At 65.8% G+C, this 18,467-nt stretch carries 17 protein-coding genes; 9 read left to right on the forward strand and 8 right to left on the reverse strand.

Annotated elements, in window-relative coordinates; translation table 11 throughout:
* The first annotated feature begins 566 nt into the window (after nucleotides 1-566).
* The 3 genes from ACE3N9_RS14545 (at nucleotide 567) to ACE3N9_RS14555 (ending at nucleotide 4,781) form a co-directional block, all read left to right on the forward strand.
* The gene (locus ACE3N9_RS14545; protein ID WP_374284809.1) at nucleotides 567-2,108 is read left to right on the forward strand and encodes a class I adenylate-forming enzyme family protein; all 1,542 of its coding nucleotides are present in this window, start codon (nucleotides 567-569) and stop codon (nucleotides 2,106-2,108) included.
* A gap of 44 nt (nucleotides 2,109-2,152) precedes the next feature.
* Entirely contained in the window at nucleotides 2,153-3,712 is a 1,560-nt protein-coding gene (guaA, locus tag ACE3N9_RS14550) for a glutamine-hydrolyzing GMP synthase (protein ID WP_374284811.1), read from the forward strand.
* A gap of 415 nt (nucleotides 3,713-4,127) precedes the next feature.
* Entirely contained in the window at nucleotides 4,128-4,781 is a 654-nt protein-coding gene (locus tag ACE3N9_RS14555; protein ID WP_374284813.1) for a hypothetical protein, read from the forward strand.
* A gap of 373 nt (nucleotides 4,782-5,154) precedes the next feature.
* Here the strand turns inward: ACE3N9_RS14555 and ACE3N9_RS14560 are convergent, their stop codons facing one another.
* Entirely contained in the window at nucleotides 5,155-5,658 is a 504-nt protein-coding gene (locus ACE3N9_RS14560; protein ID WP_374284815.1) for an asparaginase domain-containing protein, read from the reverse strand.
* 67 nt (nucleotides 5,659-5,725) lie between these two features.
* On the opposite strand from ACE3N9_RS14560, the gene ACE3N9_RS14565 reads away from it, so the two are divergent.
* The gene (locus ACE3N9_RS14565) at nucleotides 5,726-6,961 is read left to right on the forward strand and encodes an MFS transporter (protein WP_374284817.1); all 1,236 of its coding nucleotides are present in this window, start codon (nucleotides 5,726-5,728) and stop codon (nucleotides 6,959-6,961) included.
* On the opposite strand, the gene ACE3N9_RS14570 is transcribed toward ACE3N9_RS14565, so the two are convergent.
* The 6 genes from ACE3N9_RS14570 to ACE3N9_RS14595 all read right to left on the reverse strand — a co-directional run bounded on the left by ACE3N9_RS14570 (nucleotide 6,962) and on the right by ACE3N9_RS14595 (nucleotide 11,735).
* Entirely contained in the window at nucleotides 6,962-7,600 is a 639-nt protein-coding gene (locus ACE3N9_RS14570; protein ID WP_374284819.1) for a TetR/AcrR family transcriptional regulator, read from the reverse strand.
* Nucleotides 7,600-8,844, reverse strand: a complete 1,245-nt coding sequence (locus ACE3N9_RS14575) for a cytochrome P450 (RefSeq protein WP_374284821.1) — start codon at nucleotides 8,842-8,844, stop codon at nucleotides 7,600-7,602. The genes ACE3N9_RS14570 and ACE3N9_RS14575 overlap by 1 nt, the downstream gene beginning before the upstream one ends.
* 166 nt (nucleotides 8,845-9,010) lie before the next feature.
* The gene (locus tag ACE3N9_RS14580; protein ID WP_374284823.1) at nucleotides 9,011-9,412 is read right to left on the reverse strand and encodes a hypothetical protein; all 402 of its coding nucleotides are present in this window, start codon (nucleotides 9,410-9,412) and stop codon (nucleotides 9,011-9,013) included.
* A 51-nt stretch (nucleotides 9,413-9,463) separates the two neighbouring features.
* On the reverse strand, nucleotides 9,464-10,882 hold the full coding sequence (gene tldD, locus ACE3N9_RS14585; RefSeq protein WP_374284825.1) for a metalloprotease TldD: 1,419 nt from the start codon (nucleotides 10,880-10,882) through the stop codon (nucleotides 9,464-9,466).
* 52 nt (nucleotides 10,883-10,934) lie between these two features.
* On the reverse strand, nucleotides 10,935-11,132 hold the full coding sequence (locus tag ACE3N9_RS14590) for a zinc-finger domain-containing protein (protein ID WP_374284827.1): 198 nt from the start codon (nucleotides 11,130-11,132) through the stop codon (nucleotides 10,935-10,937).
* A 39-nt stretch (nucleotides 11,133-11,171) separates the two neighbouring features.
* A complete protein-coding gene (locus ACE3N9_RS14595; RefSeq protein WP_374284829.1) occupies nucleotides 11,172-11,735 on the reverse strand; it encodes a DUF4402 domain-containing protein in 564 nt (187 codons plus the stop codon).
* Nucleotides 11,736-11,922: 187 nt separating this feature from the next.
* Between ACE3N9_RS14595 and ACE3N9_RS14600 the strand changes: the two genes are divergently transcribed.
* The 5 genes from ACE3N9_RS14600 to ACE3N9_RS14620 all read left to right on the forward strand — a co-directional run bounded on the left by ACE3N9_RS14600 (nucleotide 11,923) and on the right by ACE3N9_RS14620 (nucleotide 17,797).
* Nucleotides 11,923-12,873 (forward strand): ABC transporter ATP-binding protein, encoded by a 951-nt coding sequence (locus ACE3N9_RS14600; RefSeq protein WP_374284830.1) that lies wholly within the window; start codon nucleotides 11,923-11,925, stop codon nucleotides 12,871-12,873.
* A gap of 15 nt (nucleotides 12,874-12,888) precedes the next feature.
* The gene (gene nadB / locus ACE3N9_RS14605; RefSeq protein WP_374284832.1) at nucleotides 12,889-14,466 is read left to right on the forward strand and encodes an L-aspartate oxidase; all 1,578 of its coding nucleotides are present in this window, start codon (nucleotides 12,889-12,891) and stop codon (nucleotides 14,464-14,466) included.
* 209 nt (nucleotides 14,467-14,675) lie between these two features.
* Entirely contained in the window at nucleotides 14,676-15,758 is a 1,083-nt protein-coding gene (gene ppk2 / locus ACE3N9_RS14610; RefSeq protein ID WP_374284834.1) for a polyphosphate kinase 2, read from the forward strand.
* Nucleotides 15,759-15,840: 82 nt separating this feature from the next.
* Nucleotides 15,841-16,722, forward strand: a complete 882-nt coding sequence (locus ACE3N9_RS14615) for an alpha/beta fold hydrolase (protein WP_374284836.1) — start codon at nucleotides 15,841-15,843, stop codon at nucleotides 16,720-16,722.
* Nucleotides 16,723-16,813: 91 nt separating this feature from the next.
* Nucleotides 16,814-17,797, forward strand: coding sequence for a hypothetical protein (locus ACE3N9_RS14620; protein WP_374284838.1), 984 nt, complete (start codon nucleotides 16,814-16,816; stop codon nucleotides 17,795-17,797).
* A gap of 31 nt (nucleotides 17,798-17,828) precedes the next feature.
* Here ACE3N9_RS14620 and ACE3N9_RS14625 read toward each other — a convergent pair whose 3' ends face one another.
* Entirely contained in the window at nucleotides 17,829-18,077 is a 249-nt protein-coding gene (locus ACE3N9_RS14625; protein WP_374284840.1) for a GlsB/YeaQ/YmgE family stress response membrane protein, read from the reverse strand.
* Between the last annotated feature and the right edge of the window lie 390 nt (nucleotides 18,078-18,467).

Consider the following 18,467-nt stretch of genomic DNA (forward strand, 5'->3'; position numbering starts at 1 on the left):
CCGGGGGGTCCCGCCCACCCGGCCTGCCCTTCCAACACCAGCCCGCTCCCCCGGCCCAACCACCCACAGGGTACCTTGAACGGGTGGTTGGGCCGGGGGAGCGGGCTGGTGTTGCAAGCCCTTCGCGGAGGCGAAGGGTGCACCTAACCAAAACAACCCAACCCACAAACAAAGGGCCGTTACGCCAAGGCGTAACGGCCCTTTGCTGGTTTGGGAGGTGCTGCCCCTGGCCCCACGGGCCGGGCCGCCGGGCTCAGGCGAGCGCGGCGGTGAACATCAGGCCGCTGATCCCAGCGGCGGCGATGATCGGCAGCATGATCGAGACGATGTTGCTGCGCATGTTTGTTCTCCAAGTGCGATTCGCGAAACGTTGTTCGCAGTTGCAACATAACTATTCCGGTAGAGATTACGAGTGCAAAGGATTTCACAACCGTTGCGCTTTTCGCAACTGCAGCATGAGCGGCCAGTCAAGCGCGCGACACAGCATGGGCTGGACAGGGGGCCTGTCGATCCGCAAGGATAGCCGCAAACAAACCAACCGCATTCTTGAGAGGAACGATCCATCCATGTCCGGCGATCCATCGGCCCTGCTTGACCAGCCCTTCGGTTCCTTTTCCGCGCTGGTTTCGGCCTGGGGCGAATGCAATGGCGATCAGCCGGCGCTCTATGATGGCCAGACTACCCTGTCGTGGCGCGACACGGCCGACCGGGTGGAACGGATCGCGGCGCGGCTTCAGGCTGACGGGTTGCAGCGCGGCCAGGCCGTGGCGATCCTCGGCACGTCCAGCGTCAACTATGCGCTGGTCTATATGGCGGCGATCCGCGCCGGTGGCTGCGCCGCGCCGCTGACCACCAGCGCCAGCCCCGACCAGCTGCGCGGCATGGCGGCGGATTCGGGCGCAATCCACCTGTTCATCGATCGTGCGAAGCTGACCGAACTGGGCGATTTCAAGTTGCCGATCAGCGGCCAGATCGTGCTGGACGAGGAACTGGACGCGTTCATGGCCGCCCCCGGCACCAAGGCGGCGGCGTTCGAGCCGGACGACAAGGACCCGTTCAACATCATCTATTCGTCGGGCACTACCGGCATTCCCAAGGGCATCGTTCACAGCCACGGGATGCGCTGGCGCCAGGTCACGTTCCGCGCCGCGCAGAATTATGGCCAGTCCAGCCGCGCGCTGCTGTCGACGCCGCTCTATTCCAACACCACTCTGGTTACGTTCCTGCCGACGATGTTCTCGGGCGGCTATGTCTCGATCATGGGCAAGTTCGACGCGCAGAAGTGGCTGGAGCGCGCACAGGCGGAACGGATCACCCATACCATGCTGGTCCCGGTGCAATACCGCCGCCTGATGCAGTTCCCGCAGTTCGATGACTATGACCTGTCATCGCTGCGCTACAAATTCTGTACCTCCGCCCCGTTCCCGGCGGACCTGAAGGCCGAAGTGCTGGCGCGGATGCCGGGCGGGCTGGTCGAATACTATGGCATGACCGAAGGCGGCGTTTCCTGCATCCTGATGGCGCACGAGCACCCTGACAAGCTCCACACCGTGGGCCAGCCGGCCCCCGGCCACGGGCTGAAAGTGATCGACGAAAACCTGAACGAGGTCGCGCCCGGCGTGGCGGGCGAACTGGTCGGGCGCAGCAACGTGATGATGCTGGGTTACAAGAACCAGCCCGAAAAGACCCGCGAGGGCTACTGGACCGATCCCACCGATGGCTCGATCTGGCAGCGCATGGGCGATGTCGGGCGGATCGACGCCGAAGGTTTCGTCGAACTGGTCGGGCGGACCAAGGACGTGATCATTTCGGGCGGCTTCAACATCTTCCCGATCGACCTTGAAACCGAGTTGGCCAAGGATGACCGCGTGGTCGAAGCCGCCGTGGTCGGCATTCCCAGCGATCAGTGGGGCGAAACCCCGGTCGGCTTCGTCGTGCTGAAGCCGGGCGTGGGCGAGGACGCGCTGGACGACATCCGCGCCGTTGCCAACAGCCGCCTGGGCAAGACCCAGCGCGTTTCCGCGCTCTACGCGATCGACGAGATGCCGCGCAGCCACATCGGCAAGCTGCTCAAGACCGACCTCAGGGAGATTGCACAGGCGAAATAGCGCGCAATCTTGCCAGTTCGGCCTGTCGCCCCTATCGGCCAGACATGACGATCCAGCCCTCCGATTCCATCCTCATTGTCGATTTCGGCAGCCAGGTCACCCAGCTGATTGCGCGCCGCGTGCGCGAAGCCGGGGTCTATTCCGAAATCGCCCCCTTCAGCAGCGCCGCCGCGGCCTTTGCCCGGATGCAGCCCAAGGGCATCATCCTGTCGGGCGGCCCGGCCTCGGTGCTGGATGAAGGCGGCCCGCGCATTCCGCAGGAAATCCTGGAAAGCGGGCTGCCGATCATGGCGATCTGCTATGGCCAGCAGGCGCTGATGCACCAGCTGGGCGGGCAGGTGCAGCCGGGCGAAAGCGGCGAATTCGGCCGCGCCTTCATCGAGATTTCCGACAGCTGCGTGCTGTTCGATGGTCTCTGGGCCGAAGGCGAAAAGCACCAGGTGTGGATGAGCCACGGCGACAAGGTGACCGCGCTGGCCCCCGGGTTCCGCCCGGTCGCATCCAGCCCGGGCGCGCCCTATGCGGTGATCGCCAACGATGAAAAGCGCATCTACGCGATGCAGTTCCACCCCGAAGTGGTCCACACGCCGGACGGCGGCAAGCTCTACAAGAACTTCGTGCGCCATGTCTGCGGCCTGGCCGGTGACTGGACCATGGCCGAATTCCGCAAGACCAAGATCGAGGAAATCCGCGCCCAGGTCGGCTCGGGCAAGGTGATCTGCGGTCTGTCGGGCGGGGTCGATTCGGCGGTGGCCGCCGTGCTGATCCACGAAGCGATCGGCGATCAGCTGACCTGCGTCTTCGTTGACCATGGCCTGATGCGGCTGGGCGAGGCGGAACAGGTCGTTTCGCTGTTCCGCGGCCACTACAACATCCCGCTGGTCCACAAGGACGTCAGCGCGCTGTTCCTCGGCGGCCTGGCCGGGGTGACCGACCCCGAAGCCAAGCGCAAGTTCATCGGCAAGACCTTCATCGACGTGTTCGAGGAAGAGGCCAAGCAGGTCGGCGGGGCGGACTTCCTGGCACAGGGCACGCTTTACCCGGACGTGATCGAAAGCGTTTCGTTCACCGGCGGGCCGAGCGTGACGATCAAGAGCCACCACAATGTCGGCGGCCTGCCCGAACGCATGAACATGCAGCTGGTCGAACCGCTGCGCGAACTGTTCAAGGACGAAGTGCGCGAACTCGGCCGTGAACTCGGCCTGCCCGAAGTGTTCGTTGGCCGCCACCCGTTCCCCGGGCCGGGCCTTGCCATCCGCATCCCCGGCGAAGTCACGCGCGAGCGCTGCGACATCCTGCGCAAGGCCGACGCGATCTATCTCGAGGAAATCCGCAACGCCGGCCTGTACGACGCGATCTGGCAGGCCTTCGCCGTGCTGCTCCCGGTCAAGACCGTGGGCGTGATGGGCGATGGCCGCACCTATGACAGCGTCTGCGCCCTGCGCGCGGTGACCAGCACTGATGGCATGACCGCGGATATCTACCCCTTCGACGCCGCCTTCCTGAGCCGCGTCGCGACCCGCATCATCAACGAGGTCAAGGGCATCAACCGCGTCGTCTACGACTACACCTCGAAGCCCCCGGGCACGATCGAGTGGGAGTAGAGTCCGTTTCTAAACAACTGATTTTAATGAGTTGTTTAGTTACGTAAAACTTCCGCGACGCAGGAAAACCGTTTATTTCCAGTAGCAGCGCTCTTGCTGTTGCACGCTGGCTTACACATTCGCGTCACTACTCCAAGACGTAGGCGACGGTGATGATTGGCGTCGCTTGGCTGGGAATGGCATTTGTCGCACCGTGCGAAGGACAGCCGTCTCGACCGTTGCCGCCAGCGGCCAAGAGGATCGCGGGGGGCACGAATGAGCGATTAGCTCACTGTCGCCAAACCGCCGTCGTCATGCGAGATTTTGTCGCGTTTACCATGCGAAGCGCCCGTGGGGACGTGATGAGAAATGGGCCAAATAAACTTTAAGCCTATAGGCAAAGATCGGGCATCAGCTATTTTTGCGTGTCTTTTTGTTGGGCAAAGAAATGCGCAACGTAAAGTTAATGCTGGCTGCGGGTTTGGCGTCGCTGGCGATTCATGGTTCGGCCCATGCGCAAACGACCTTTGATTTCAGTGTGACAGCTGGTGCTGGCGGGGGAACGCTTTTCAGCGGTACGCTTGCCAACTCGGATGCTGATGCAACTACGGAAGGCACGCATACCTTTACGGGCGTGTCTGGCCTCAGCGCCTTCAGTCCGAATGGATCTTCGCTCGGCACCTGGGGGTCGGGCACCACGAATTTGGACGGAACGTATACGGTCAGCTATACGGTGTCTGGCGGGGCCGTGACGTTTAACAATATCTCGTTCAATTTCGGAAGCTCGGGCGTATTCAATTACAGCTCCAGCACTGGCAAGGTTTACATCGCTGAAGATACGCTGCCTGGATCCTGGGCTTGCGACGTCGGCGCGGGATGTAAGTTCGCGGGAATTACAACGTCTGATTTTAGCACGGTTACCGCGTCAAATACGACGTTCACGCAGTCGATCAGTCCTGTGCCTGAAATTGATGGCTCGAAGCTGCCCATCGCCGGGTTCATTGTCGGGTCGTTCATGCTTTGGCTTGGGGTGAAGCGTCGGCGCAGTGATGCGCAGAATGAAGGCTTTGCGAATGCGGCCTTTGCATAACGCAGATCAGCTTCTGGAAGCATGATCTGATATAAGCTGGTTCCCATACAGCGCTTTGAGCATCTGATAAGCGCTGTATGGGTGATCGGCCTGAATCGTGACACGCATGAATGCGCCGAAATCGGCATTCACCAGTGCTCACTATGTCACACGATTGCACTTGGATCGCGTTCACAGCATTCGCCATCTGATTGCCGCGGATTTCGACATACAAAGCCGTAGGTTGAATTGAGCTGTGGCCGAGCAGGCGCGGTATCGTGCGCATCCCGATCCCCTTTGCTCTTTGCGCGCTCGCAAACTTGCGGTTTCCCGCATGACTTGATGTGTTGATCCCAGCGGCCAGATAGATCGCCTTGAGCCGCACGCTCAGCAACTAGCGCAGATCGTCACTGACGAACTTTCCCGCCGCGCGGTCTTTCCGCACTTTCAGGCCGTCGAACACTTCGCCGCTCATCGCGATGTAGACGCCGGGCGCGGCGACCTGGGCGCATGCGAAGGCCATGCCGAGGTTGAAGGGGGCGTCGGTTTCGGCAAAGCGGGCGGGCGATAGCGCGCCGGTCAGGACCACGGTCTTGCCGGGGACGGCCGCAGCCAGCACTTTTGCGGTGTCGGTCATCGTGTCGGTGCCGTGAGTGACGACGATGCGGCTTTCCGGCGCCTCGCGCGCGGCGGCGGCGATCAGCTCGCGGTCGGCGTCGGTCAAGTCCAGGCTGTCCTTGCGCATCAGTTCCACCACCCGGAACGGCAGCGCGACGCGCGCTTCCCTCAACAGCGCGGGGATGCCGCTTTCGACGATCTGGTATTCGCTCAGCGCGTCGAAATAGGACTTGTCGATGGTGCCGCCGGTGGTCAGCACAAGGATCGGTTGCTGCGTCATGCGCGCCCCATAGCGCGCCGTGGGGGCATCGTGCTAGCCTGCGGGCAGGCAACGGGGGAGAACGGGCATGGCGACTGTGGTGGAAGGGCCGCGCGCATCGGGGACGCGGCTGGCCTGGGTGGTCGGGCTGCTGGGGCTGTCGGTTCTGCTCAACTATGTCGATCGCGGCGCGATCGGGGTGGCCGCGCCCTTGATGAAGCAGGATCTGAACCTGACCGCTACCGGCTTTGGCACGGCGGTTTCGGCGTTCTTCTGGGTCTATGCCCCGCTCTGCGCATTCGTCGGCTGGCTGTGCGACCGATTCTGCGTTTACCGCATGTTCGCGCTGGGCATTGCGCTGTGGGCGCTGGCGACGCTGCTGACCGGCTGGGTCGGAGGCATCGCCTCGCTGATCGTGCTGCGCTTGGTGCTGGGGCTGGGCGAAAGCATTGCCTTTCCCGGCAGTTCCAAGATCTTTGCCGCCGAAGTGCCGGCCGCGCATCGCGGCACGGCCAATGCGGTGGTGGCCGCCGCGCTGGCGTTCGGCCCGGCGGTGGGCACGCTGACCGGGGGGATGATCCTGCAGGCGGCGGGGTGGCGGCCGATCTTCTGGATCTTTGGCGCAATCACCCTGCTGTGGCTGCTGCCCTGGCAGGTCACCAGCGCCCCCTTGCGCGCGAGGAACGTGGCGACCCCCGTGACCGCGCCGGTCAACTTTGCCGCGCTGCTGAAAGTGCCGGCGCTGTGGCAGATGGGCGCGGCCCATTTCATGTCGAACTATGGCTTCTACTTCCTGCTGACCTGGCTGCCGCTGTACCTGGTCAAGACCGTGGGCTGGTCGATCCCGCAGATGACCTTGCTGACCACGCTGGGCTTTGCCGTGCAGGGCGTGACCGCACTGGTCAGCGGCCGCTGGTCCGACCGCGCGGTGGCCGCCGGGGCGGACGAAGGGGCGCTGCGCCGCCGCGCGATGATCTGGGCCCAGGCGCTGAGCGGCGGGGCAATTGCGGCGCTGTGGTTTGCCGATGGGCTGCTCCAGGTCGGCCTGTGCCTGGTGGTTGCCGGGATCGGCTCGGGTTTGCTCGCGACCAACCTCTATGCCGTCGGCCAGATGTTTTCTGGCCCGCGCGCGGCGGGCAGCTGGATCGGGGTGCAGAACGCCTGCGGCAACTGCGCCGGGATCATCGGCCCGGTGGTGACCGGGGTGATCGTCGACCGGCTGGGCAGTTATGGCTGGGCCTTTGCCCTGGCGGCGGGGGTTTCGCTGCTGGGGACAGTGTGGTGGTGGAAGGCCGTGCCGGCGATCCGGCAGGCGGAGATCTGATCAGGCGGCCAGCGCGGCGTCCTCGATCGCGTCGATCGCGCTGTGCAGGCGGGCGGCGGCATCGCCGGTCAGGGCATGTTCGAACAGGGTCAGGTGGCGGCGCAGGGTGCGGCGGACCGTGCCCGATCCTTCGCCGGTCGGCTCGCCCAGCTCGCGGTAGTGTTCCAGGCCATAGCGCAGGATGATCGTGGCGTTGATCGCCAGGTCGCGCAGCCGCTGGCGCGGCCAGTCGAGCAGGCCGGCATCGACCAGCGCGGCGAGGTGCGCCTCGAGCTGGATGAAAGTGCGCTGCAGCCATTCCGGTGCGCGCTGGCCGACAACGTCGGCATGTTCGCCGTAACCGGCCTGATCGCGGTAGAGGAAACGGAAGCGACGAAATTCCGCCATCATCGCGCGCAGCAGGTCAACGTACGAGGCCAGCGGATCGGTGCCCGGGCGCATGTCCAGCCGATAGTCGATCGCGGCGGCAAAGCGTTCGCCCAGCACTTCCAGCAAGGCGCGCTTGGTCTTGAAATGATACCACAGGTTGCCTTCCGCCATGCCGAGGTGCGCGGCGAGCGCGGCGGTGGTGACCGCGCCATAGCCCTGTTCGTTGAACAGCAGCCGCGCGCCTTCGACAATGCGGTCCCGGGTTTTCATCAGTAGTGTGACAGTTCAACCATGACCCGCTTGTAGCCGTGGACGAAGCAGGTGGCGACCCGTTCCGGTTCCTCGACCACGTTGGCGCGCAGGCGGCGTTTCGCCATTTCCTCCAGCAGGGTGGTCAATTGCAGTTCGGCTACCCGCGCGCCGACGCAGCGGTGGATGCCATAGCCGAACGAGAGGTGGCGGCGGGCGTTCTCGCGGTCGATGATCACTTCGTCGGGGCGGTCGAACACGGTCTCGTCGCGGTTGGCGCTGATGTACCACAGCGCCACCTTGTCGCCCTTCTTCATCTGCGCCCCATCCAGTTCGGTGTCTTCCATCACCGTGCGGCGCATGTGCGCCAGCGGGGTCTGCCAGCGGATCAGTTCCTGCACCGCGTTGGGGATCAGCGCCGGGTCGGCTTCCAGCTTGGCGCGTTCCTGCGGGAACTGGTGCAGCCCCCAGGCAAAGGCCGACATCGAATTGCGGGTGGTGTCGTTGCCGCCGACGATCAGCAGGATCAGGTTGCCGATGAATTCTTCCTGGCTCATGTGGCTCATCGCATCGCTGCGCAGCATGACCGAGATCAGGTCCTTGCCCGGATTGGCGGCCTTGTGCTGCCACAGTTCGGCAAAGGCGGCGCCCATTTCGAACAGCGCGGCGTTGCGCCGGGCCATGCCGTCCGGATCCTTCATCAGCTCGACGTTGCCGCCCATGTCCGACCAGTAGGTCAGCTTGTGGCGCTGCTCCCAAGGGAAGTCGAACAGCTTGGCCAGCATCCCCGTGGTCAACTCGATCGAAACCCGGTCGGTCCAGTTGAAGGCTTCGCCGATCGGCAGGCTATCCAGCACTTCGGCGGTGCGCTGCTGCACTTCGCGCTTCATCGCCGCGACTTCGCTGGGGCCGAAGCTCGGCGCGATAGTGCGGCGCTGCGCGGTGTGCTGCGGCGGGTCCATCGCGATGAACATCGGGGTGCGCAGCTCGTTTTCCATCGGTTCGCCCACCGAACCGGGCAGCGCAATCCCGCCGTGTTCCCAGCTGGACGAGAAGATCCTGGGCAGCGCTTCGATATGGACGATCGGCTTGTGGGTGGTGACCGACCAATAGGGCCCGAAGGCGCTGTCGGGCACGTACTGGATCGGGCACTGCGCGCGCAGCTGGCGGAAGGGTTCCTGCCAGCCTTCGCCTTCGTACAATTCCGGGCGGCTGACATCGATCGGGGCCAGGGCGGCACCGGGCATGGCGGCGGCAATGTTCATGGGCTCTCTCTCCCTTCGCGCTTCGGCGATTCCCGTTCTAGGGTATATACCCTAGATCAGCCAATGCGCGGGAAGAGTCAAGCGCGCGGCGCCACAAACGCAAACCGCCGCCGGGACGCTGGGTCCGGGCGGCGGCCACTCGCTGTTCGGGTGGGGGCGGGGCGGGTCAGTTGCCCTTGGCGACCTTCTTGTACGGCACGAAATCGCCCAGGTTGATGAACCCGGTGGTGATCCCGCTGGTGCGGCTGACCGTGTGCATGATGTCCAGCCTGCACAGCTGGCTGCCGGTGGTGTGGGTGACCAGGATGTCGTCGTCGTCGAGCCGGCTGGCGTTGTCCGGGCGGTTGACCCACAGGGTCGAGCCGCTGCGGAAGACCAGCGCGGTCTTGTCCAGCACGGTCATGTCGCGGCTGTCCCAGCTGTTGATGCAGCTGGTCGGCTTCCCGGCCTCGCGCCCTTCGAGCATCTTGGCGAGACGTTGTTCGGGGGTCAGCCTGGGCTTGGCCTGGGCCGAAGTGCCCGCCAGCAGCATGGCCGCGGCGGCAAGTGCGGTGGCGATCCTGCGCATGGATGTTCTCCTTCTCTGCTGACCGGCCAAGGCTAGCACAGCTTCCTGAACCTAGGCTGTCCCGCCGACGGTCAAGCCTTCGACCAGCAGGGTCGGCTGGCCGACCCCGGCGGGCACGCTCTGCCCGCCCTTGCCGCATACGCCGACGCCTTCGTCAAGCGCCATGTCGTTGCCGATGCCGGTCACCCGGGTCAGCACGGTCGGGCCATCGCCGATCAGCGTCGCGCCCTTGATCGGCGCGCCCAGCTTGCCGTTCTCGATCTTGTAGGCCTCGGTGCAGGAAAACACGAACTTGCCCGACACGATGTCGACCTGCCCGCCGCCAAAGCTCTTAGCGAAGATGCCGTTCTTCACCCGGCTCAGCAGTTCGGCGGGATCGTCATTGCCGCCCTTCATGAAAGTGTTGGTCATGCGCGGCATCGGCGCATGGGCATAGCTTTCGCGCCGGCCGTTGCCGGTGGGGGCGACGCCCATCAGCCGGGCGTTGAGCCGGTCCTGCATGTAGCCCTTCAGGATCCCGTCCTCGATCAGCACGGTTTCGCTGGTGGGGGTGCCTTCATCGTCGATCGACAGCGACCCGCGCCGCCCGGCGATCGAGCCATCGTCCACCACCGTCACGCCCGGCGCGCCCACGCGCTCGCCGATGCGGCCGGAAAAGGCGCTGGTGCCCTTGCGGTTGAAATCGCCTTCGAGGCCGTGGCCGACCGCTTCGTGCAGCAGCACGCCGGGCCAGCCGGGACCAAGCAGCACGGTCATCTCGCCCGCCGGGGCGTCCTGGCTGTCAAGGTTGGTCAGCGCCTGGGCCAGCGCCTCGTCGATCGCGCGGTTCCAGCTCTCGGGCTTGAGCAGGTCGTCGTAAAGCCAGCGTCCGCCCATGCCGAAGCTGCCGGTTTCGCGCCGCCCGTTCGCTTCGGCCACGATCGAGACGTTGAGCCGCACCAGGGGGCGCACGTCAGTCGCCAGGAAGCCATCGGCGCGGACCACTTCGACCACCGACCACGATCCGGACAGGCTGGCCGAAACCTGCGCCACGCGCGGATCGCGGGCGCGGGCGGCCTGGTTGATCTCCTCCAGCAGCTTCACCTTGGTGGCAAACGGCACCAGGTCGAGCGGGGACTGGTCGGTATAGAGGTGGCGGTTGTTCTGGCGCGGGGGCGGGGCGGGCTGGCCCTTGGCCGGATCGAGCAGTTGCAGCGTTTCGCCGGCACGGCGGATCGCCGCTTCGCTGATCTCGTTGGCATGGGCAAAGCCGGTCATCTCGCCGGACACGCCGCGCAGGCCAAACCCGGCATCGCGCGAATAGTCGGCCGTTTTCAGGCGGCCATCATCGAACACGAAGCTTTCGCTGGCGATGAACTGCAGGAACAGTTCGCCATCGTCGCAGCGGGCCAGGGTGTCACGGGTGACGGCCAGCGCGGCTTCGGGGGTCAGCTGGCGATAGAGCAGCGAGCGGGGATCGGCAGTGGTCATGCCACCGGATATAAGCGCTCTGGCCGCGATGGCTAGAGCGGCAGGCGCGGGATCAGGCCGCCGCCTTGTCCGCCGGGCCGTCCTTCAGCACGAAGCGCTTGTCGCAATAGCCGCAGTCGACAAAGCCGCGCTCGTCGATTTCCAGGTAGACGCGCGGGTGGCCCAGCGCCGCGCCGCCACGAATGTCGCTGGCGCCGTCGCAGGATACGCGGGTGGAGGTGACGATCTGGGTTTCGGGCTGCGTGTTCATGGACAGCGCCCTTAGCAGCAGCGCGCCGCCATTTCCAGTCTACTGGTATTGCACCGTGATGCTGATCGAGCCGGTGTAGACCCCCGGTGCCTGGTTGGCGTTCACGTTGAGCCGTCCGCCGACGTAGAGCGAATAGATCCCGCTGTTCGTCGTGATGGAATAGCGCGCGCCATTGCCGCCTTTGGTCAGGCCTACGCCTTTGCCATTGGCATTGCTATTGCCCGTCAGGCTGATGGTCGAATTGGGGCCCAGGATCACGTTGTCGAGCACCATGGTCTGCCCCGGCCCGGTCAAGTCGACCACGCTGGTCAGGCTGATCCGGGCGTTCATGTTCTTGGTGCCCATACCGTCGAACCGGGCGAGGCGGCAGGTGCCCACCTGCATGATCGCCCCGGTCACCACGCAGCCGCCGGTGACCGTGTCGACGGTAACAGTGCCCGCCGTGGGGCGCGGCACGATCCGGCCGAAGTCGAGGTCCTGGACCTTGACGACCGACAGCGGGGACACGACCACGGCCTGGGTCTGGCCGGTCACGGTGACCCGTTCGGCCCGGGCCATGCCGGGCAGGGCGATACAGGCCAGCGCCGCCAGCAGCGCGCCCACGGCGCGGCTGGCACGGCGCGGGTCAGCCCCGCGGCAAGATAACCCCCAAGTCATCCTGCCCGATCTAGCGTGTTGCCCATGAAGGCATGCTGCAGGGATATGGTTAACAAGCGATTAGGCAGCGCTGGCCGCCGTACGGCTTGCGAGGGGCTTTACGCCGCGCGCTTCCTGCCGCAAAGCAGGCGGCATGAGCACCACCGAGTTGCCCCCCGCGATCCGCATCCGCGACCTGGTCAAGCGCTATGCCCCGGCGGGCAAGGCCCCGGCCAAGGAGGCGCTGAAAGGCGTCAGTTTCGATGTGCCCCAGGGGCAGATCTTCGGCCTGCTGGGCCCCAACGGCGCGGGCAAGTCGACCCTGATCAACATCCTGGCCGGGCTGGTCAACAAGACCGGCGGCAGCGCAGAAATCTGGGGTTTCGACATTGACGCCGATCCCCGCAACGCCAAGCGTTCGATCGGGATCGTGCCGCAGGAAATCGTGTTCGACCCGTTCTTCACCCCATTCGAGGTGCTGGAAAACCAGGCCGGTTTGTACGGCGTGCCGAAGGCGGCGCGGCGCAGCCTGGAACTGCTCGGCCAGGTCCACCTGGCGGACAAGGCCAACGCCTATGCCCGCACGCTGTCAGGGGGCATGAAGCGCCGCCTGTTGATCGCCAAGGCGATGGTCCATACGCCCCCGGTGCTGGTGCTGGATGAGCCGACCGCCGGGGTCGACGTGGAACTGCGCCGCCAGCTGTGGGAACTGGTCAGCGAGCTGAACCATCACGGGGTCACGGTGGTCCTGACCACCCATTACCTCGAGGAAGCCGAACAGCTGTGCAACCGCATCGCGATCATCAACCACGGTGAACTGATCGCCAACAAGCCGACCCGCGAACTGGTCGAAATGGCGCGCGAGAAGATCGTCGTCCTGACGCTCGACCGCGAAGTGACCGAGCTGCCCAGCCATCCCGCCTTCCTCAAATGCGCGAAGGTTGGCGATCACGGCCTGGAGGTGACCTTCGACAAGGACCGCACCAACGCGGGCGAGATCCTCTCGCAGATCCAGGGCCAGGGTTTCGGCATCGTCGACGTGACCACGCGCGAGGCGGACCTGGAGGACGTGTTCGTCCATCTCACCAGCAGTGCGGCGGCCTGACGCCAGGGAGGGCGCATGACCCACGACGTGATCATCGTCGGCTCCGGTGCGGCCGGGCTTACCGCGGCGCTGGCACTGGCCGAGCGGCTCAAGGTGCTGGTCCTGGCCAAGGGCGATCTCACCGGCGGATCGACCGCCTGGGCGCAGGGCGGGATTGCCGCCGTGCTGGATACCGGCGACACGTTCGAGGAACACATCCGCGACACAATGATCGCGGGCGGCGGCCTCAACCGGATCGAGACGGTCGAATTCGTGATCGAGCGCGCGCCCCATGCGATCGACCGGCTGGTCCAGTTGGGCGTGCCGTTCAACACCGAGGGCGAGCACCTGCACCTCACCCGCGAGGGCGGGCATTCGCACCGCCGCATCGTCCATGTGAACGACGCCACCGGCTGGGCGGTACAATCGGCGCTGCTGAAAGCCGCGCAGGATCATCCCAACATCACCCTGCTGCCGGGCCGCGCCTGCATCGACCTGATCACCGGGCGGCACGAGGCGGAACGCTATTCCGGCTCGGGCCGGGTCTGGGGCGTCTATGCGCTGGACGAGGCGAGCGGCACGGTCGAGGCGCACACGGCGCGCGCCACGATCCTTGCCACCGGCGGGGCGGGGCGCGTCTACCAGTTCTCCACCGCGCCGCGCGGCGCGACCGGGGACGGCATCGCGATGGCCTGGCGCGCGGGCGCGCGGGTTTCCAACATGGAAATGATGCAGTTCCACCCAACCTGCCTCTACAACCTCGACGTCAAGAACTTCCTGATCACCGAGGCGGTGCGCGGCGAAGGCGGTCACCTGCTCAACCCCAAGACCGGGCACCGCTACATGCCCGATTACGACGAGCGCGCCGAACTGGCGCCCCGCGACGTGGTCGCCCGCGCCAACGACAGCGAGATCAAACGCGACGGGCTCGATTACGTCCACCTCGACATCAGCCATCAGCCCGCCGACTTCGTGAAGCAGCACTTCCCGACGATTTACGAAAAGCTGCTGGGCCTGGGCATCGACATGACGAAGCAGCCGATCCCGGTGGTTCCGGCGCAGCATTACACCTGCGGCGGGATCCTGATAGACCTGGCCGGGCGGACCGACCTGCCCGGGCTTTATGCGGCGGGCGAATGCACTGAAAGCGGGCTGCACGGGGCCAACCGCCTGGCCAGCAATTCCCTGCTCGAATGCTTCGTGTTCGGCGATGCGGCGGCGGCCGACATCCTGGCGCGGTGGGACAGCTTCGATGCGCCGCCCGCCGTGCGCCCGTGGGATGAAAGCCGCGTCACCGACAGCGACGAGGAAGTCATCATCAAGCAGAACTGGACGGAAATCCGCCGGTTCATGTGGAACTATGTCGGCATCGTGCGGACCACCAAGCGGCTCGAACGCGCCATGCACCGCATCCAGATGCTGTCGGGCGAGGTCGAGGAATACTATGCCCACTTCCGCGTTTCGACCGACCTGATCGAACTGCGCAACCTCCTGCAATGCGCCGAACTGATCGTGCGTTCGGCGCTGGCCCGGCACGAAAGCCGCGGGCTGCACTTCACGCTCGACTATCCCAAGACGCTCAAGGTGGCGCGCGACACGGTGCTGGTGCCCTAGGGGCAGGACCCTGCGTTGCATTTCGCGCAACAGCGCGTGCAGCCTTCCCGTTTGACGCAGACCCGCCTTTGGCGGGACACTCCGGTCAATTCCCAGAGTCGGCTCCGCCCCGGTTTTCCGGGCTGCGGCGCTTACCAATCGGGAATGTTTACCTGCCATGATGGCGTAATGGCCGGGTGCGGTGCGCCCGGCGCGAATGGAGTGACTGCATGACTGCCAAGCGACCCGCCCGGACCCCTGCCGCCGCCAAGCCCGGCCTGCCGCCAGTGGTCGAGGAAAGCCTGGCCGACGAACGCGCCGAAGCCGCTTTCGAGGCCGAGGAAGCCGCGCTGGATGTGATCGCGGCAACCAGCGGCAGCGACGGGATCGAGGCGATCATTGCCGGGGCATCGCCCGATGATGCCGCGCGGATGCGCGAGCACCTGGGTCTGCCCAAGCCCCCGGGCAAGCCGCGCCGCACCCGCGACGACCTGGCCGATGATTGGCGCAAGGGCGGCTACCCCTACAAGTTCAAGATGCTGCGCAAGGATTACGAGCGCGAGAAGTTCATCCTCCAGACCGAGCTGCTCAAGCTGCAGCAATGGGCCAAGGATACCGGCCAGCGCGTGGTGATCCTGTTCGAAGGGCGCGATGCGGCCGGCAAGGGCGGGGCGATCAAGCGCTTCATGGAACACCTCAACCCGCGCGGCGCGCGCGTGGTCGCGCTCGAAAAGCCGAGCGAGGTGGAGCGCGGCCAGTGGTATTTCCAGCGCTATGTTGAACACCTGCCGACCAAGGGTGAAATCGTGCTGTTCGACCGTTCGTGGTACAACCGCGCCGGGGTGGAACGGGTGATGGGGTTCTGCAGCGACGATGAATACAAGGAATTCCTGCGCCAGGCCCCGGAATTCGAACGCAACCTGGTGCGGTCGGGCATCCACCTGATCAAGTTCTGGTTTTCGGTCAGCCAGGCCGAACAGCGCCGCCGCTTCAAGGAACGCAAGGTCCACCCATTGAAGCAGTGGAAGCTTTCGCCGGTCGATCTCGCCAGCCTCGACAAGTGGGACGATTACACCCGCGCCAAGGAAGCGATGTTCTTTGCCACCGACACCGCCGACAGTCCGTGGACCGTGATCAAGAGCGACGACAAGAAGCGCGCCCGGATCAATGCCATGCGCTATGTCCTCCATTCGTTGCCCTACCAGGACAAGGACGTGAAGCGGATCGGCCTGGTCGATGACCTGATCGTGGGCCGCGCCAACATCATCCACGAACGCGGCGAACACGGCTGGCGCAGCGGCAAGGACGATTGAGCGGGGCGCGGGGCGGGCAAGGCTTGCGCCGCCCCGCGCCTTGGCTATCCTCCCGGGCAAATCACAAACCCCGGGAGGACCCATGCCGCAGATCCAGGCCAACGGAATCGCCATCGAATACGAAGCCTATGGCGATCCCGCCCATCCCACCGTGCTCTTGGTGATGGGGCTGGGCGCGCAGCTGACCTTGTGGCCGATCGAACTGGTCGATGCGCTGGTGGCGCGCGGCTTTCACGTGGTGCGGCACGATAACCGCGACATCGGCCTGTCGCAGAAGTTCGAGGCGGGCGGCTCGCCCGACATGGCTGCCGTGGTCATGGCGGTGATGTCCGGGCAGGAACCGCCGATTGCCTATCGCCTGGCCGACATGGCCGCCGATGCCGCCGCCCTGCTGGACGCGCTGGGGATCGAGCGGGCCCACGTGGTCGGTGCCTCGATGGGCGGGATGATCGCCCAACTGATGGCGGTGCATCACGCCGACAAGCTGCACACCATGACCTCGATCATGTCGACCACCGGCAATCCCGCGCTGCCGCCCGCCCGGCCCGAGGCGATGGCCGTGCTGTTGGAGCGCCCCCCGGCCGATGCCACCCTCGATCAGGTCAAGGAGCTGGGCGTGCGCGTGGCGCGCGGGATCGGCAGCCCGGCCTATCCCGCCCCGGTCGAGCGGCTGCACCAGCGGATCGAGCGTGACTATGCCCGCAGTTTCTACCCTGCCGGCGCGCCGCGCCAGTTCGCCGCGATCGTCGCCGATGGCGACCGGCGCGAACGGCTGCAGGGCGTGACCACGCCGACGCTGGTGATCCACGGGGTCGACGACCCGCTGGTCCCGGTGGAAGGCGGACGCGACACCGCCGCCAGCATTCCCGGCGCCGCGCTGCTGGAAGTGCCCGGCATGGGCCACGATGTGCCGGTGGAACTGGTCGACCTGATTGCCGATGCCATCGCCGGGCATGCCCGCTGAGCGCAGTCGCGAATCGCCAAGACAGACCGCCCGAACCGCGCCAGATTGCCGCCCGGCCAGACCGGGTGGCCGGATGTGGGAGATTGCGGGAATGAAGATCGTTCGCCTGGTGCCGCTGGTCGGCCTGCCCCTCGTGCTTGGCGCGGCTGCCCCCGCGCCGACTCCGCCCGATGCCCAGCTGGTGCAGGTGCAGAAGCAGTACCAGACCTTTGTCCTGGCGCGCGACCAGATGCTGGCCTGCGGGCGCGATGCCCCGGGGATTGCCATGGGGCTGGTCGCGGCGCGTTGGGAAATCGGCGATCTGGTCAAGGCGCGGTACGGGCAGGCGCAGATGGACGCCTTGGGCAAGCTGCCCAAGCTGGCCGCCGTGCCCTGCGGCAGCGCGGATGACAATGCGCTGAAACTGGTCAGCCACGAACAGGCGCTGCAATACCAGTTCCGCCTGCTCGATACCTGGCAGGCCGGGCGGACGGCGGACTGGCATCGCTGGCTGGCTGACCTGCCTTTCCCGCCGGCTGGCCTGGCCAACCTGCAGCGGGAAATCTCGGCCAGCCTGGTCGCGGTGCGCGGCCAGGCGATGATCGGTGAAATGATGCTGAGCCTGCAGCAGCAGACCGAGCTGGACCTGACCATGGCGTGCGAGGCGCGCAAGACGGTGCGCAGCAGCGTGCCGCGCGCCTGCCCGGCGCTGAAGCCCGAACACGTGCCGCATCGCGCCATCGGCCTGGCGCGGGTCGAAACGGTCGAAGCGCTGGGCAAGTGGCTGGCCGACAATGGCGACAGTCCGTTCGGTCCCGCCTTTGCCTATCGCAGCGCCGCCGCCAATCCGGCGGCCTGGGCATCGCGCAGTATGGTGCCGTGCAGCGGTGCGGACCGGGCGGTGCATCCGGCCGATCCGCTGGCCCGCGTGGAAGGCGATGCGATGGTGCTGCCGGTCCGCTCGCTCAAGGATGGCGCAAGGGTGGGTGAATTCCGCGTCAAGCGCTCGGTCCTGGCCGGCTATCCCACGGCCATTCCCGCATCCGCCGCCGGAACCGAGGAATTCGCCCGCTGCCCGAACAAGACCGGGTGGTAGGGCCTGCGGTGCGGCCAAGGGGTCGCGGGTTCTAGATGTGCCAGCCCAGATGCCGCCCGGCATAGATCAGCGCCATCGCGCCCAGCACCGATGCCAGGCACCCGGCGCGGCTGACGCCGTCACCCTGGCCGCGCGTGGTCAGCAGGCTGGCGAGCAGCGAGCCGCCGACCCCCAGCAGGATCGTCATGCCCCAGCCCAGCGGCACGTCGCCCGGGTAGAGGAACCGGGCGAGCACCCCGACGAACAGGCCCGAGAACAGCGCACCGATCAGGTTGAGCATTGCCGGCAATCTCCACGCAGGTTGGGACGGGCAAGGTAAGGGGTGATTCCCGCCAGGCAAGACCTACCACCGGTGGTGTATGCCTGGCCTGCCACACCCCAAGCCGTTGCGCTTTCGGGGGCGGTTTGCGCAACAAGATTGCCGGCTCCGATTCTAACCTTGTCAACGCCCCGGAGCACCTGTCCCCGGGCAAAAATTTTTTCACAGATTCACTTTGACTCTTGCGCCGATGACGAAGCGCCGGATTTCCACGCGTCGCTGCAACGCGGCATCGGCTGGGCGGCGGTTCGGGGCCGCCAGGTGTGGTTATCCGGAGATTTACCCTCTTGCGCCGGACTCGGGTTCGGGCACTATGGATAGTGGTCCGGCATACGGGGGGACCTCTAGACC

The sequence above is a fragment of the Novosphingobium sp. genome, assembly GCF_041905565.1.
GTDB lineage: Bacteria > Pseudomonadota > Alphaproteobacteria > Sphingomonadales > Sphingomonadaceae > Novosphingobium.

What these genes read in the sequence shown, in the direction of transcription:
- ACE3N9_RS14600 (WP_374284830.1), top strand. Translation starts at nt 11,923, where the DNA reads ATGAGCACCACCGAGTTGCCCCCCGCGATCCGCATCCGCGACCTGGTC.
- ACE3N9_RS14625 (WP_374284840.1), bottom strand. Translation starts at nt 18,077, where the DNA reads ATGCTCAACCTGATCGGTGCGCTGTTCTCGGGCCTGTTCGTCGGGGTG.
- ACE3N9_RS14545 (WP_374284809.1), top strand. Translation starts at nt 567, where the DNA reads ATGTCCGGCGATCCATCGGCCCTGCTTGACCAGCCCTTCGGTTCCTTT.
- ACE3N9_RS14615 (WP_374284836.1), top strand. Translation starts at nt 15,841, where the DNA reads ATGCCGCAGATCCAGGCCAACGGAATCGCCATCGAATACGAAGCCTAT.
- ACE3N9_RS14560 (WP_374284815.1), bottom strand. Translation starts at nt 5,658, where the DNA reads ATGACGCAGCAACCGATCCTTGTGCTGACCACCGGCGGCACCATCGAC.
- ACE3N9_RS14590 (WP_374284827.1), bottom strand. Translation starts at nt 11,132, where the DNA reads ATGAACACGCAGCCCGAAACCCAGATCGTCACCTCCACCCGCGTATCC.
- ACE3N9_RS14565 (WP_374284817.1), top strand. Translation starts at nt 5,726, where the DNA reads ATGGCGACTGTGGTGGAAGGGCCGCGCGCATCGGGGACGCGGCTGGCC.
- tldD (WP_374284825.1), bottom strand. Translation starts at nt 10,882, where the DNA reads ATGACCACTGCCGATCCCCGCTCGCTGCTCTATCGCCAGCTGACCCCC.
- ACE3N9_RS14620 (WP_374284838.1), top strand. Translation starts at nt 16,814, where the DNA reads ATGAAGATCGTTCGCCTGGTGCCGCTGGTCGGCCTGCCCCTCGTGCTT.
- nadB (WP_374284832.1), top strand. Translation starts at nt 12,889, where the DNA reads ATGACCCACGACGTGATCATCGTCGGCTCCGGTGCGGCCGGGCTTACC.
- ppk2 (WP_374284834.1), top strand. Translation starts at nt 14,676, where the DNA reads ATGACTGCCAAGCGACCCGCCCGGACCCCTGCCGCCGCCAAGCCCGGC.
- guaA (WP_374284811.1), top strand. Translation starts at nt 2,153, where the DNA reads ATGACGATCCAGCCCTCCGATTCCATCCTCATTGTCGATTTCGGCAGC.
- ACE3N9_RS14575 (WP_374284821.1), bottom strand. Translation starts at nt 8,844, where the DNA reads ATGAACATTGCCGCCGCCATGCCCGGTGCCGCCCTGGCCCCGATCGAT.
- ACE3N9_RS14570 (WP_374284819.1), bottom strand. Translation starts at nt 7,600, where the DNA reads ATGAAAACCCGGGACCGCATTGTCGAAGGCGCGCGGCTGCTGTTCAAC.
- ACE3N9_RS14580 (WP_374284823.1), bottom strand. Translation starts at nt 9,412, where the DNA reads ATGCGCAGGATCGCCACCGCACTTGCCGCCGCGGCCATGCTGCTGGCG.